This is a genomic window from Amycolatopsis sp. NPDC031561 (assembly GCF_055580625.1).
This window is the reverse complement of record NZ_JBVILA010000030.1, coordinates 32,847-46,046: the sequence shown is the minus strand read 5'-3', so window position 1 is coordinate 46,046 and position 13,200 is coordinate 32,847. Positions and strand designations below refer to the sequence as shown.

Sequence of the window (13,200 nt, the reverse complement as noted above, 5' to 3'; positions counted from 1 at the left end):
CAGGAATCGAGAAGCGAGCGCCTGCGCACTCACCTAGCGTGATCACCGAACGTTCGAAGAGGACGAACGGCTCGAAACTGGTTAGATCGAGCCCGGTGAGGCTGACGGACCGTACACGCGGCCCACATGAGGATGGAGACACGATGAGCAAGACCACCAGGCCGCAGCCGCCCGAGGAGCACCCCGCCGACAGCCACGACCTCATCCGCGTGCTGGGCGCCCGCGAGAACAACCTCAAGGACGTCGCGGTCGAGCTGCCGAAACGGCGGCTGACGGTGTTCACCGGTGTCTCCGGCTCGGGCAAGAGCTCGCTGGTCTTCGACACGATCGCGGCCGAGTCGCAGCGGATGATCAACGAGACCTACAGCACCTTCGTGCAGGGCTTCATGCCGACGCTGGCCAGGCCGGACGTCGACGTGCTCGACGGCCTCACCACCGCGATCATCGTCGACCAACAGCGGATGGGCTCCGACCCGCGCTCGACGGTCGGCACCGCCACCGACGCCAGCGCGATGCTGCGCATCCTCTTCAGCCGGATCGGGAAGCCGCACATCGGCTCGCCGCAGGCCTTCTCCTTCAACGTCGCCTCGATCTCCGGCGCGGGCGCCGTCACCGTCGAGAAGGGCGGGCGGACCACGAAGGAACGCCGCGAATTCAGCATCACCGGCGGGATGTGCGCGCGCTGCGAAGGCCGGGGCAAGGTCAACGACATCGACCTCACCGCACTGTACGACGAAACCAAATCCCTCAACGAGAACGCGCTGACGATCCCCGGCTTCTCCATGGACGGCTGGTACGGCCGCATCCTCCGCGGCTGCGGTTTCTTCGACCCCGACAAGCCGATCAAGAAGTACACCAAGAGGCAGCTGGACGACCTGCTCTACAAGGAGCCGGTCAAGCTCAAGATCGAGGGCATCAACCTGACCTACTCGGGGCTGATCCCCACCATCCAGAAGTCGTTCCTGTCCAAGGACCGGGAAGCGATGCAGCCGCACATCCGCACCTTCGTGGACCGGGCCGTCACCTTCACCGTCTGCCCCGAATGCGACGGCACCCGGCTCAGCGAGCTCGCGCGGTCTTCGAAGATCAAACGGATCAACATCGCCGACGCGTGCGCGATGCAGATCAGCGACCTCGCCGCCTGGGTCCGCGGGCTCAAGGAGCCGTCGGTGGCGCCCCTGCTGGAGAAGCTGCAGCACACGCTCGACTCCTTCGTGGACATCGGCCTCGGCTACCTGTCCCTCGACCGGCCGTCCGGCACGCTTTCGGGCGGTGAGGCGCAGCGCACGAAGATGATCCGGCACCTCGGCTCCTCGCTCACCGACGTCACGTACGTCTTCGACGAGCCCACCATCGGCCTGCACCCGCACGACATCCAGCGGATGAACAACCTGCTGCAGCAGCTGCGCGACAAGGGCAACACGGTGCTGGTCGTCGAGCACAAGCCGGAGACCATCGCCATCGCCGACCACGTCGTCGATCTCGGCCCCGGCGCGGGCACGGCGGGCGGGACGATCTGTTTCCAGGGCACCGTCGAAGGCCTGCGCGCCAGCGACACCAGCACCGGCAGGCACCTCGACGACCGGGCTTCGCTCAAGGACGGCGTCCGCAAGCCCACCGGCAAACTGGAGATCCGCGGCGCGGACCGCCACAACCTCCGGAAGGTGAACGTCGACGTCCCGCTCGGCGTCCTCTGCGTCGTCACCGGTGTCGCGGGCTCCGGCAAGAGTTCGCTGATCCACGGCTCGATCCCCGCCGCCGAGGGTGTGGTTTCGGTCGACCAGACCCCCATCCGCGGCTCGCGGCGGAGCAACCCGGCCACCTACACCGGCCTGCTCGAACCGATCCGCAAGGCCTTCGCCAAGGCCAACGGCGTGAAGCCCGCGCTGTTCAGCGCAAACTCGGAGGGCGCCTGCCCGAACTGCAACGGCGCGGGTGTCATCTACACCGACCTCGGCATGATGGCGGGCACCGCGACCACCTGTGAGGAGTGCGAGGGCAGGCGTTTCCAGGCGTCGGTACTGGAGTACACCTTCGGCGGCAAGAACATCAGCGAGGCACTCGCGATGCCGGTGTCCGAAGCCGAGAAGTTCTTCGGCGAGGGCGAGGGGCGCATCCCGGCCGCGCACACCATCCTCGGCAGGCTCAACGACGTCGGGCTCGGCTACCTCAGCCTCGGCCAGCCGCTCACCACGCTCTCCGGCGGTGAACGGCAGCGGCTGAAGCTCGCGACGCACATGGGCGACAAGGGCGGCGTCTACGTCCTCGACGAGCCCACCACCGGTCTGCACCTGGCCGACGTCGAGAACCTGCTCGGCCTGCTGGACCGGCTCGTCGACGCGGGCAAGTCCGTGATCGTGATCGAGCACCACCAGGCGGTCATGGCGCACGCCGACTGGATCATCGACCTCGGCCCCGGCGCCGGCCACGACGGCGGCAAGATCGTCTTCGAGGGCACGCCGTCGGACCTCGTCGCGGCCGCTTCGACGCTCACCGGGGAACACCTGAAGGCCTACATCGGCAAGTGACCGCGGCCGTCAGCCGCGAAGCGGATGCCTCAAGTTGGCCATCCGCGATCCTCGACTGTCCTTAAGGGACACTCTGTACGATACAGATGTCCGAGTTGGGCGCTTTGCGCGCTTTGCGACGCGGGTCGTGAGTGGCAGAGAGGGTGGCGCGGATTGGTATTTGCCTACCTACGCGTGACCAGGGCGAAGCTGGGGTGTGGTAGTCGAGGAGCCCGCTCCGGTCTCGGAACTCGATGACACCAGGATCTCACCGCGACAGGGTTCGAGCGTGGAGGATTCGGGACGTTCACCGTCCCCAATCCTCCCCACTCACCCAGGATCCAGCGGGTAAGCAAATACGGGCCCACCAAAACCCGCATTGCCACTCACGACCGCCAGCACAAAGCGCGCATACAGGTATCAAACGGACATCCAATCGCTTGGAAGCGTCCCAGGTGGACAGTCAGGGTGCGGTTGGCTCTCGTCGGCCAGTCCAGATCCGCCCCTTGGCACGACCCGACCGCGAATGTGACGCGTTCGCTCTTCTCGTCAATAAGCCTCGTCGTCCTGGTCTGGCAGGTCCAGAGGCCTGCGAAACCGGGTCGAGGGGTAGTCACCGCCTGGTCGTGTCGGCCGGTCGGCTGCCGGGGTAGACGACTTCCCGCGTCGCCGAAGACCTTGTTTCCCGCTGGTCTCCGGTGAGGCAGCTTGTCGCCACTGGCTTGGCGAGACCGCTAAGCAAGCGTCAGTACGCCCATTCCCATCCGGAAGCGTTCGAGAAGCCTCGGGCGAGCAGTAGCGCGCCGGTTTTGTCCTCGACTTCGATTTCGATCTGTCCCGTGTACTTCGAGTTGGGCGAGTAGGTCATGGGCAGGTGCTTTGACGAGACCACACATATGCTCATCGAGCCCGAGTGTGTCGTGCCGGCGGCGTCACGGGTCTGAAACCTGAGCGGGTTGATGGTCGCGGCGATTTCAAAGCTTGACGAGTCATCGGGGAAGTCGAGCGTCTGCACGGCGACATCGACGAGGAGCGTGTGCTTTCCGGCCTCCCGCTTCATGTACGGCGAGCACTTCGGATCAACGGCGATCTTGGTCAAGGTGAACTTGACGAATGGATCACGGCCGCCGTTCGGACCCCACGACGCTTCCTCCCCGACCTTGAGCGGCCGGAAACCCGCTTCGGTGCGCTGTTCCTCGGGCTCCGCCGAGGATTCCACCGGTGCCGCGGCGTTCACGCTGCCCGAGTTCGAGACGCCGGTGCGCGCAGTGGGGCTGACGGCGACCGCGAGGACCAAAACGGCCACGATCCCGAGAAATAGCACACCACCGCCGACGAGAAACCACGGCCAGATCGGACGCTTCTTCGGCGGCATAGGCGGTTGGGGGTACGGGGTGCCGTAGGGGTTCGTCATCAGGGTGCCTCTCGCAACAAGATCGTTCCTACCTGGACGTGTTGATCAAGGCGGGTGTTACAACCTCGTGGCGAGCCACCATGCCCGAGCTCGCGAAGCAATTAGTCCTCTAGTTGCGAATCGGCGCTAGCCGTCGGTGTCGAGGCCGTCGCGGTCGGCCCACTCGAGCAAGGTGTCCAGGGAGTACGCCGTGTCGTCGATGCCCGCGTGCAGGTCGCCGAGTTCGGCGAAGCGCGCGGGCACGGTGGCGATGGTGCACTCCCGCGGCTCGACGTCGTCGATCTCGTCCCAGGTGATCGGGGTCGAGACGACGGCTTCGGGCACGCCGCGGACCGAGTAGGCGCTCGCGATCGTGTGGTCCCGGGCGTTCTGGTTGTAGTCCACGAACAGTTTCGCGGGATCGCGGTCCTTGCGCCACCAGGTGGTGGTGACCTCGTCGGACATCCGGCGCTCGACCTCGCGCGCGAAGGCGAGCGCCGCCCGGCGTACCTCCTGGAAACCCCAGCTGGGTTCGATCCGGACATAGACGTGCAGGCCGGCGCCGCCGGACGTCTTCGGCCAGCCGACGATGCCGAGTTCGTCCAGGATCTCGCGGACGGTGTGAGCGACCTTCCGCACGGTGGAGAACGGGCAGTCGGGCATCGGGTCGAGATCGATCCGCCACTCGTCGGGGCGTTCGGTGTCGGCGCGGCGGGAGTTCCAGGGGTGGAACTCGACGGTCGACATCTGCACCGCCCAGATCACGTCGGCGGGATGCGTGACGCACAGTTCGTAGGCGTGCCTGCCGGAGGGGAAGTCGACGCGGACGGTCTGCAGCCAGTCCGGGGCACCGTTCGGGACGCGCTTCTGGTGGACCTTCTCCCCCGAGACGCCGGACGGGAACCGGTGCAGCATGCACGGCCGCTCCCGCAGCGCCCGCACGATCCCGTCGCCGACAGCGAGGTAGTACCGGACGAGGTCCAGCTTGGTCTCACCCCGCGCCGGGAAGTAGACGCGATCCGGGTTCGAGACGCGCACCGTCCGGTCGCCGACCTCGATCTCCACCGCCGAGCTTTTCGCCATACGAGGAAACTAACCCGAACCTGCCAGGATGGCGGGATGGCACCACGGACCCGCGCGGACGCACTGTCCCGCGAGCGCATCGTCGAGGCGGCCGTCGCGCTGCTCGACGCGGACGGCGAAAGCGGGCTGACCTTCAAGACGCTGACCGAACGCCTCGCCACCGGCGCCGGGGCGATCTACTGGCATGTGCCGAACAAGGACGAGCTGCTCAACGCCGCCACCGCGTCGGTCATCGCGGGTGCGCTGGCCACGGAGCCCGCGGGCTCGCCCCAGGACGAGATCCGCGCCATCGCGCTCGGCCTGTTCGACGCGATCGTCGGGCACCCGTGGCTTTCCCCGCAGCTCGCCGTACAGTTTTCCCGCAGCCCTTGGGGTTCGGTGACACCGCGGATCTTCGAAACGCTCGGACAACGGGTCAGCGCGCTCGGCGTACCCGAAGCCACCTGGTTCACGGCGACCTCGGCGCTGATGCACTACATCTTCGGCGCCGCCGGGCAGAACGCCGCGAACGCCCGCGTCCTGGTGGAAGTGGACCGGGCCGAATTCCTCCACGCCGCGGCGAGCGCGTGGGAGAACCTCGATTCCGACCGGTTCCCGTTCATGAAGTCCATCGCCGATCAGGTGCGCGAGCACGACGACCGCGAGCAGTTCCTCACCGGGATCGACCTCATCCTCACCGGTATCACCGCCGGGGCTTAAGCGTCAGACCTTCCGTCGCCTGGCCTTGTGGATCGTCGCGACCATGACGGCGAAGACCATGCCGAGGAAGGTCAGGTCCACCGCGGGCACCCAGCGGACGTCGCCGCCCTTGAGCACGTACGCGCCGACAGGGCGCGCGGCCAACATGAAACCGCCGCCCTCTCCCTCTTTGCCCTGCTCGGTGCCGTGCCCGCCGCCTCCGCCGCCGATGATGCTCGCCGCCGGGATCACCACGACGCCGTCCTTCTCGACCGGCTCGCCGTAGACACGCCGGACGGTGAGGTTGTCACGCATGGTGCCGACGACCTTCTCGAGTCCCATTCAGGCCCCCACCCTGTCCAGTTCCAGTGTGATCGCACCACGCAGGAGCTCCCGCGCCCTGTCCAGGTCCATCGAACCAGAAAGCCACCGCTCGCTGAGTCCTTCGACCAGGCTGGTAAGCCGTTCGGCGGCGTTCTCGGCCTCGCCCCCGGCGTCGTGGACGCGCCGGATCACCTCGGCGACCTCGGCCACCCAGATCCGGGTCGACTCCGCCAGTGGTTCGCGTAGCTCGGGAGTGAAGACGGCGCTGGCGCGTAGTTCGCCCCAGGCGGTGCTGTTCTCCCGCACCGCCTGCGTGTCCTGGAGTTCCCCGAACAGCATGAGTTCCAGCTCTGTACGGGAATCGACGGCCCCGGCCGCGGCCTCCTCCGTGTACCCCGCGGCGCGGTCGCTGACGAACTCCAGGGTCTTCCGGAGCAGCCCCGCACGATTGGTGAAGTGGTAGTAGATCAACGACGTCGAGATCCCGGCCTCGGCCGCGATCTTCTCCACCCGCAGGCCCCGCACACCGCTGCGCGCGATCACCCGTACGGCCGCTTCCAAGATCTTCTGCTGACGTTCGAACACGGGGGTTCACCCTAGCGGTTTCGTCCTGACTGAATTTTCAGTCAGGATGCTATCGTGTCGTCACCGGTTCAGCCAAGGAGTGCCCAGTGTTCGATTCGTCCCTGCCCCGCCGCACGGTCCTGCGTGCCCTGACAGCGATCGGCGCCGTCTCGGTCGGGAGCTCGGCGTGCTCGTCGAGTCCCTCGGCGCCCGCGCCCGCTCCGACAACCGGGTCTCCGGAGCCCGCCCCCGCGGCGGCCCGCAAATTGGGTGCCGAATGGGAAAGCCACGCGCGCACCTTCATGTCCTGGCCCGCGTCGAAGTCCATTTGGGCGGAAGACCTGCCCGCCGTCCGCGAGGAGATCGCCGGCCTGGCCAAGGCGATCGCCGGCTACGAACCGGTGGTGCTCCTCGCCCGGCCCGAGCACGCGGACGCCGCTCAGCAGGCGTGCGGCGACACGGTCGAAGTCGTCCCGATCCCGGTCGACGACCTGTGGGCGCGCGACACCGTCCCCGTGTTCGTGGAAGAGGCCGGCAAGGTCGCGGGCGTCGACTTCAACTTCAACGGCTGGGGCGACAAGCAGAAGCCGCACGACAAGGACAACGCTGTCGCACGGTCGGTGCTGGGCAAGTACGGACTGGCCCGCACCGAAACCTGGATCACCGCGGAGGGAGGTTCGTTCGAGACCGACGGCGCCGGGACGCTGATGGTCACCGAAAGCTCACTGGTCAACGACAACCGCAACAAGGGCAAGAGCCGTCAGGAGATCGAAGACGAGCTGAAGAAGGTGCTCGGCGTCCGGAAGGTCATCTGGTTCGCGGGCGTCCGCGGCGAGGACATCACCGACGCCCACGTCGACTGCCTGGCCCGGTTCACCGCGCCCGGCGTCGTGCTGCTCGACAAAGCCGCGCCCGGCACCCCGCCGGACTCGTGGTCCCGCGCCGCCGATCAGGCGAGGTCGGTACTGGCGGGCGCCACCGGCGCCGACGGCAAACCCTTCAAGGTGATCGACCTCGTCCAGCCGGATCCGGACAAGGTCGAAGGCTACGGCGAGGACAGCGTGATCTCATACGCCAACTTCTACGTCGCGAACAAGTCGGTCTTCGTGCCGAAGTTCGGCGACGCCGCGGCCGACGAGCGCGCACAGGAGATCCTGCGCGAGCAGTTCCCCGGCCGCGAGATCGTGCCGGTGAAGATCTCGACCATCGCCTCGGGCGGCGGCGGGATCCACTGCTCGACGCACGACCAGCCGGGTCAGCCTTCCTGAGGCAGCACCGACATCACTTCGGACACCGGGCGCAAATGCTGCTCCAGCAACCGTGACGCCTCTTTCGCGTCATGGTCGTTCAAGGCGGCGACCAGTTCCCGGTGTTCGGAGTTGATCACCGTCAGCCGCTCCGGGCGGGCCTCCAGCGCACGGACCGTGACCCGTTGCTGGCGTGAACGGAGCGTGTCGTACAGCTCGGTCAGGACGGTGTTGCCCGCGGCGTTCACGATGGCGCGATGGAACCGGCGGTCGAACCCCGAAACGGCGAACCAGTCGCGTTCGGCACCCGAGCGCACCATCCCCTCGATGAGTTCCGGCAATTCGGCGGGAGCACCGGCCCGGTTCGCGCAGAGCGTCGCGATGGCGTGGCCTTCGATCAACCGCCTGCTCTGGTAGACCTCTTCCAGTTCCCGGGAAGTGACCGTGCGCACCTGGGCGCCCTTGCGCGGCAAGAGACTGATGAACCGTTCGGCGGCCAAGCGGTGGAACGCTTCGCGAACCGGCGTTCTGGACACGCCGACTACGCCGGAAACCCACATTTCGTCGAGGAAGCGGCCGCCTTCCAGCTCGCCCGAGATGATTCCGTCGCGCAGCCATGTGTAGACCCGCTCGCGCGCCGGGCCGCCCCCTTCGGCGGTCACAGTCATCTCGTTCCCCCTCTATGCCGTTACTTTCCGCGACTGAGCCTACACCTGGACCAGCCAAGTATCCATCATGTATACAAGACTTCCACCTATCGGAAAGGGTCCCATGGTGCACGTCGCGGTGGCGCAGTTCGCGCCCGGCAACGACAAGGAAGCCAACCTCGCCCGCGTCGCCTCCCTCGTCGGCGAAGCGGCCGACCGCGGTGCGCGGGTGGTCGTGCTGCCCGAGTACTCGCTGTTCACCGTACCGACGATGAGCCGGGAATTCGTGACCTCGGCCGAAGAACTCGACGGCCCGTTCGTCACCGAACTGCGCGGTCTCGCGAAGGACCGGCAGATCACCGTCGTCGCGGGCGTCAACGAGGCGCTCCCCGGCGGCGAGCGGATCTCGAACACGCTGGTCGCGGCCGGTCCCGACGGGGCGATCGCCGCGCTCTACCGCAAGCTGCACCTGTACGACGCCTTCGGTTTCCGCGAATCGGAACTGGTCCGGCCCGGTGACATCGAAGCGCCGGAGACGTTCGAGGTCGACGGGATCGTCTTCGGTCTCCAGACCTGCTACGACCTGCGGTTCCCGGAAGTCACCCGCCGTCTGGTCGACGCGGGCGCGGACGCGGTCCTGCTGCCCGCCGAGTGGATGCCCGGCCCGCTCAAGGAGGACCACTGGACCACGCTGGTCCGGGCGCGGGCGATCGAGAACACGATCTACTTCGTCGCGGCGGGGCAGGCGGCGCCGACCGGATCGGGGCACAGCATGATCGTCGATCCGATGGGCGTCGTCGTCGCCTCGCTCGGCGAGCGGACGGGGACCGCGACCGGCGAGGTCTCCGCCGAGCGGATCTCCGAGGTGCGCGCCAAGAACCCGGCGCTGCACCTGCGCCGATTCGCCGTCACCCCGAAGTCCTGAGTATCTTCTGACCCGGAGGTCCGTTCGTGAAGACACGCCCTCGGGCGTGGTGACGCGGCTTCCGTTCGCCTGGGTGCCGGGTGGCCGCCCGGCACCCAGGCTCTTCCGTCACGGCACCAGCAGTCCCCAATGGACGGCCCACGGAACGAACAGGACGGCTCCTGCCAGCAGCAGCCCGACGCGGACTCCCCCGCGGTCCTTCCGCCGCCACCACGAAACCGCCGTCACCACACCGGCGATGACGACGCCCACCGCGACCAGTTGCAGCGCGAACCACGGCAGCGTCCGTCCGAAAAGGACAGGACCCGGTGCCATCGCCGCACCCGTCGTCAGGACGATGTAGTAGACGAGGAATCCCGCCGTGGCGAGCAGGCCGGTCGACGCCAGCCAGCGCGCGGGCCGCGCGAGCGGCACTTCCTTGCGGCGGCGGAACAACGCCGTCACCGGGTAGGCCGCGAACGCCAGCAACGCCAACGCCCAGACAGCGATCTGCAGCCACGGCGCCTCGTACCACGAGAGCGGAGCCAGCGCGACGCTCTGACTCGCCTGCTCGGGCGGCGGATCCGAGGACGGCCGGACGGGCCCGTCGTCGAGTCCGTTCACCCACGTCCCGACGAGATCGAGATAGCCGGGGGCGAAACCGTCGAGCTTGTCGAAGCCGTCGGTGGTCCGCCGGAGCCCGTGCTGGGCCTGGGGAAACACCTTCAGCGTGTACTGCGGGTTCCCGGCCCGTTCCAGCGTTTCCCGGAAGATCCGGACGGCCTCGCCGGGTGGGGTGAGCCGGTCCAGCTCACCCCACAGCCCCAGCACCGGCTGCCGCAGCTTCTCCAGCACCGGCACCGGGTCGTACCCGGCCTCGGGGAACACACCGGCGCCCGCGAGGGTCCGCATGTTCGTCGACGCCACCATGTCCACCATCGACCCCTCGACCCCGCCGTGCCGCAGGTAGGTCTCGAGGGCCCACGACTGCTGACGGTCGGGTGAGACGCCGTTGGCGCCGACGGTGATCGCGAAAGCGACGTCCTTCGACCTCGACGCCGCCAACGGCGCGACCCAGCCCCCTTCGCTCAAGCCCCAGACCCCGACGCGGGCCGGATCCACGCCCGGGCGCGAGCGCAGCGCCTGGACCGCGGCGAGCGCGTCGTCGGCCAGTACCGAGTAGTCCCGCTCGAACAGCGAATAGCCTTCGGTCCGCTTGTCGTAGATCAGCGTCGCGATCCCCGCCTTGGCGAAGGCTTCGGCCTCGGCCCGGTAGTCGTCCCGGTCGTGTTCGCCCGAGCCGTGCACCATGACGATGCCCGGCGCCGGGCCGCCCCCTTCCGGCGCGACCACCGTTCCGTGCAAGGTCACGCCGTGGCTGGTGAACGACACGTCGCCGGCCGGAGCGGCGGCGGGCGCGGGCGACGACACCGCCATGACGGCCGCGAGCAGTGCGGCGATCATCGCCTGCTCACCCGGACCACCTGGAGCGACGGCGACGCGAGGATGTCCTTCTCGCAGTACCGTTCGGTGACCCAGTGCTTGCGCGCGTACAGCTCCGTCTGGTCGCTGTGGTGCGCGGATTTCGGGTTCGCGGACTGTGAGTAGGTCAGCAACGTTGTCGTGTCCGGGCAGCCGGTGCCGTTGAACGCCACGACGTGCAGATACGTCCCGCCGTGCACGATCTCGGTGTAGCCGCGAGCCGGATCCCAAGGCCCGCCCAGGGAGTTGTAGACCCCGCGCCCGGCCGTCCCGCCGCCGAGCGGGATCTTCTTTCCGTTGCGCTCGACATAGTGATGGTCACCGTAGGGCGCGTCGAGCGGGATCTTCGCCGCCGTCAGCTCGGCGACGGCGTCGGTGAGCGCCTTGCGGATCGCCGCGTTCCCGGTGTCGAGAGTGTTCGGGGTGTGGACGGGATCCTTGACGTCGAACGGCACCTTCCAGATGGCAGGCCCCATCCGGTCCACCAGGGACCAGAACCGGTCGAACAGCAGCGCGCCCCGGCTCCCGGCGTCGGAACGCCCGTCCCAGCCCGCCAGCGCGGCACAGGCGGCGTCCATTCCCGGCATCGCGGCGCACATCGCGACGACGTCGGCCCGCACGAGTTCGGCCGCGTGGTCACGGTGCGAGAACATCAGGTCCCGCATCGCCTGCCCGGTGAAGCCGCCCTTTTTCAGCTGATCGGCGATCTCGATGAAGCCGCCCCGGGTCCGCAAGTTCTGTTCGGTGCGGACCGGTCCCACGATCCGGGGGAAGCCGGTCTTGGGCGCGGCGGGGTTGAACATCCAGTAGCTGTCGTTCGAGTTCGCCAGGTAGTCGTCCCGGCTCATGCCCGGCAGGCTGGACGGGCCGAAGACGCCGGGCCTCAGTGCGTCCCCATCGCGGCCCCAAGCGCAGGCCGTCCTGGATCCGTCGAGCACCGCGATCCCGTCGGCGTCGAAGAGTTCCTTGCCCAGCGGAGTGTTGCAGCGCGCCGCCTTCTCGTCGGTGACGTGCGGAACCCCGTGGATCTGGCTGTACTCCACCCCGCCGCGATCGTCGGTGGCGAGGATGTTCATCCACGGCAGCCCTTGCGTCTCACGGACCGCGTCGATCATCTCCCCCGCCGTCCGGCCCCGGGCGATCTCGAACATCGAGTTCGTCATCCCGAGGTTCCCGGCGTTGGCGTCCGCGATCGCGAAGGCGCCCGATGCCGTCCACGGCAGTTCCCGTTGCCCGAGACGGGTGGTCACCGGACCGTACCTGGTCGTCCACTGTGGACGCACGACGCGCTCCAACGTGCCGTCCGCCTTGCGCGACAGGACACTCACGTCGTTGCGCCGCATCCGCTCGGGCTTCCCGTCGACCAGGTACGTCGTCGGCGAGCCGGGCACGAGCTTCAGCTCGAACAAGGTGTACGTGCGGGTCGTGTCGGTGGCCGTGCCACTCCAGGCCGCGGTTTCGTTGTGCCCCAGCCACATCAGCGGGATACCGGGGATACCGGCGCCGCTGACGTCGAGCTTGCCCGGCAGGCTCAGCTGCGACTGCCACAGTCTTGTCCCGCTCGACTGCCACGGCAGATGCGGGTTGGCCAGCGAGACACCGCGTCCGTTCGCCGAAGCGGCCGAACCGATCGCGATGGCGTTGCTGCCGATGCCGGTCTCCCCGGTCATCCGCTCACGGCCCGTGCCCGCGGGCGGTGCACCCGGCAGCGACGCGGTGATCGAATCCGCGACCCCGCCCTGCCCGAAGATCATCCCGATCGCGTGACTGTGCCGGTAGACGTCGAGTTCGGTGATCGGCTTCAGCCAGCCGGCGCCCCGGCAGGCCGGGTCGGTGATCTCCCCGGCGCGCAGGTACTTGTTGACACCCTCGACGTAACCGCGGATCAGTTCGCGGACCTCGCGGTACGGCCCGCGCGGCGCGGGCTCGCCCAGCATCCGCTCGACGGCGCCGCTTTCGTTGAGACCTTGGAAATACAGATCACTGGCGAGGTTCGTGCTCGCCTGGCTCACCCCGCTCGTCGGCGGCGCGTCCGGGCCCAGCCAGCGGGATCGCTCGGCCCGCGTCGTGACCGCGACGTCCGCGATCGCGCAGATGTTGTCCTCGGCTGCGGCGTACCCCTGCCCGAAGCCCAGGTTCACGTAGTCGTTCGCGACGATGTGCGGGATGCCGTATTCGGTGTAGCGGATGGTGGCGTCCGCCCGGGATACCCCGTCCGGCGGTTGCGCGGCCGTCGCGGTCCCCGCCGCGAGCAGGCTCATCGCGGCGCCTGCGGCCGCGATCCGTTTCCAGAGCAGCATGCTGCTCCCCCTTTGTGTGTGGAGTCGTTCGTGAAGACACGCCGTCCGGCGTGGTGACGCGATACCGGTGG

Annotated in this window: 11 protein-coding genes; 4 read left to right on the top strand and 7 right to left on the bottom strand. The window is 68.2% G+C overall.

The window, feature by feature from the left end:
- Positions 1 to 143 precede the first annotated feature (143 nt).
- A complete protein-coding gene (locus ACZ5IK_RS38850; protein ID WP_465492239.1) occupies positions 144 to 2,528 on the top strand; it encodes an ATP-binding cassette domain-containing protein in 2,385 nt (794 codons plus the stop codon).
- A gap of 724 nt (positions 2,529 to 3,252) precedes the next feature.
- Here ACZ5IK_RS38850 and ACZ5IK_RS38845 read toward each other — a convergent pair.
- A complete protein-coding gene (locus tag ACZ5IK_RS38845; RefSeq protein ID WP_465492238.1) occupies positions 3,253 to 3,921 on the bottom strand; it encodes a hypothetical protein in 669 nt (222 codons plus the stop codon).
- A gap of 126 nt (positions 3,922 to 4,047) precedes the next feature.
- Positions 4,048 to 4,983, bottom strand: a complete 936-nt coding sequence (gene ligD / locus ACZ5IK_RS38840) for a non-homologous end-joining DNA ligase (RefSeq protein WP_465492237.1) — start codon at positions 4,981 to 4,983, stop codon at positions 4,048 to 4,050.
- Positions 4,984 to 5,019: 36 nt separating this feature from the next.
- Between ligD and ACZ5IK_RS38835 the strand changes: the two genes are divergently transcribed.
- Entirely contained in the window at positions 5,020 to 5,682 is a 663-nt protein-coding gene (locus ACZ5IK_RS38835; protein ID WP_465492236.1) for a TetR/AcrR family transcriptional regulator, read from the top strand.
- Between the two features lie 3 nt (positions 5,683 to 5,685).
- Here the strand turns inward: ACZ5IK_RS38835 and ACZ5IK_RS38830 are convergent, their stop codons facing one another.
- Positions 5,686 to 6,003: a sporulation protein gene (locus ACZ5IK_RS38830; RefSeq protein ID WP_465492235.1), complete on the bottom strand. Its 318-nt coding sequence runs from the start codon at positions 6,001 to 6,003 to the stop codon at positions 5,686 to 5,688.
- A complete protein-coding gene (locus ACZ5IK_RS38825) occupies positions 6,004 to 6,570 on the bottom strand; it encodes a TetR/AcrR family transcriptional regulator (RefSeq protein ID WP_465492234.1) in 567 nt (188 codons plus the stop codon). It lies immediately after the preceding gene.
- An 86-nt stretch (positions 6,571 to 6,656) separates the two neighbouring features.
- On the opposite strand from ACZ5IK_RS38825, the gene ACZ5IK_RS38820 reads away from it, so the two are divergent.
- Positions 6,657 to 7,817 carry an agmatine deiminase family protein gene (locus ACZ5IK_RS38820; RefSeq protein ID WP_465492233.1) on the top strand — a complete coding sequence of 387 codons (1,161 nt, stop codon included), beginning with the start codon at positions 6,657 to 6,659 and terminating at the stop codon, positions 7,815 to 7,817.
- Here ACZ5IK_RS38820 and ACZ5IK_RS38815 read toward each other — a convergent pair.
- On the bottom strand, positions 7,805 to 8,464 hold the full coding sequence (locus ACZ5IK_RS38815; RefSeq protein WP_410600892.1) for a GntR family transcriptional regulator: 660 nt from the start codon (positions 8,462 to 8,464) through the stop codon (positions 7,805 to 7,807). The genes ACZ5IK_RS38820 and ACZ5IK_RS38815 overlap by 13 nt on opposite strands.
- Positions 8,465 to 8,567: 103 nt before the next feature.
- Here ACZ5IK_RS38815 and ACZ5IK_RS38810 point away from each other — a divergent pair, with 103 nt between their 5' ends.
- The gene (locus tag ACZ5IK_RS38810; RefSeq protein WP_465492232.1) at positions 8,568 to 9,368 is read left to right on the top strand and encodes a carbon-nitrogen hydrolase family protein; all 801 of its coding nucleotides are present in this window, start codon (positions 8,568 to 8,570) and stop codon (positions 9,366 to 9,368) included.
- Positions 9,369 to 9,476: 108 nt separating this feature from the next.
- Here the strand turns inward: ACZ5IK_RS38810 and ACZ5IK_RS38805 are convergent, their stop codons facing one another.
- Both ACZ5IK_RS38805 and ACZ5IK_RS38800 read right to left on the bottom strand, forming a co-directional pair.
- Positions 9,477 to 10,811, bottom strand: a complete 1,335-nt coding sequence (locus tag ACZ5IK_RS38805; RefSeq protein WP_465492231.1) for an alpha/beta hydrolase family protein — start codon at positions 10,809 to 10,811, stop codon at positions 9,477 to 9,479.
- Positions 10,808 to 13,129, bottom strand: coding sequence for a penicillin acylase family protein (locus ACZ5IK_RS38800; RefSeq protein WP_465492230.1), 2,322 nt, complete (start codon positions 13,127 to 13,129; stop codon positions 10,808 to 10,810). Before ACZ5IK_RS38800 ends, ACZ5IK_RS38805 begins: the two co-directional genes overlap by 4 nt.
- Positions 13,130 to 13,200: the final 71 nt, after the last annotated feature.

Bases quoted from the DNA above. Each gene is read 5' to 3' on its own strand.
- ACZ5IK_RS38850 (WP_465492239.1), top strand. From the start codon at position 144: ATGAGCAAGACCACCAGGCCGCAGCCGCCCGAGGAGCACCCCGCCGAC.
- ACZ5IK_RS38845 (WP_465492238.1), bottom strand. From the start codon at position 3,921: ATGACGAACCCCTACGGCACCCCGTACCCCCAACCGCCTATGCCGCCG.
- ligD (WP_465492237.1), bottom strand. From the start codon at position 4,983: ATGGCGAAAAGCTCGGCGGTGGAGATCGAGGTCGGCGACCGGACGGTG.
- ACZ5IK_RS38835 (WP_465492236.1), top strand. From the start codon at position 5,020: ATGGCACCACGGACCCGCGCGGACGCACTGTCCCGCGAGCGCATCGTC.
- ACZ5IK_RS38830 (WP_465492235.1), bottom strand. From the start codon at position 6,003: ATGGGACTCGAGAAGGTCGTCGGCACCATGCGTGACAACCTCACCGTC.
- ACZ5IK_RS38815 (WP_410600892.1), bottom strand. From the start codon at position 8,464: ATGACTGTGACCGCCGAAGGGGGCGGCCCGGCGCGCGAGCGGGTCTAC.
- ACZ5IK_RS38810 (WP_465492232.1), top strand. From the start codon at position 8,568: ATGGTGCACGTCGCGGTGGCGCAGTTCGCGCCCGGCAACGACAAGGAA.
- ACZ5IK_RS38805 (WP_465492231.1), bottom strand. From the start codon at position 10,811: ATGATCGCCGCACTGCTCGCGGCCGTCATGGCGGTGTCGTCGCCCGCG.
- ACZ5IK_RS38800 (WP_465492230.1), bottom strand. From the start codon at position 13,129: ATGCTGCTCTGGAAACGGATCGCGGCCGCAGGCGCCGCGATGAGCCTG.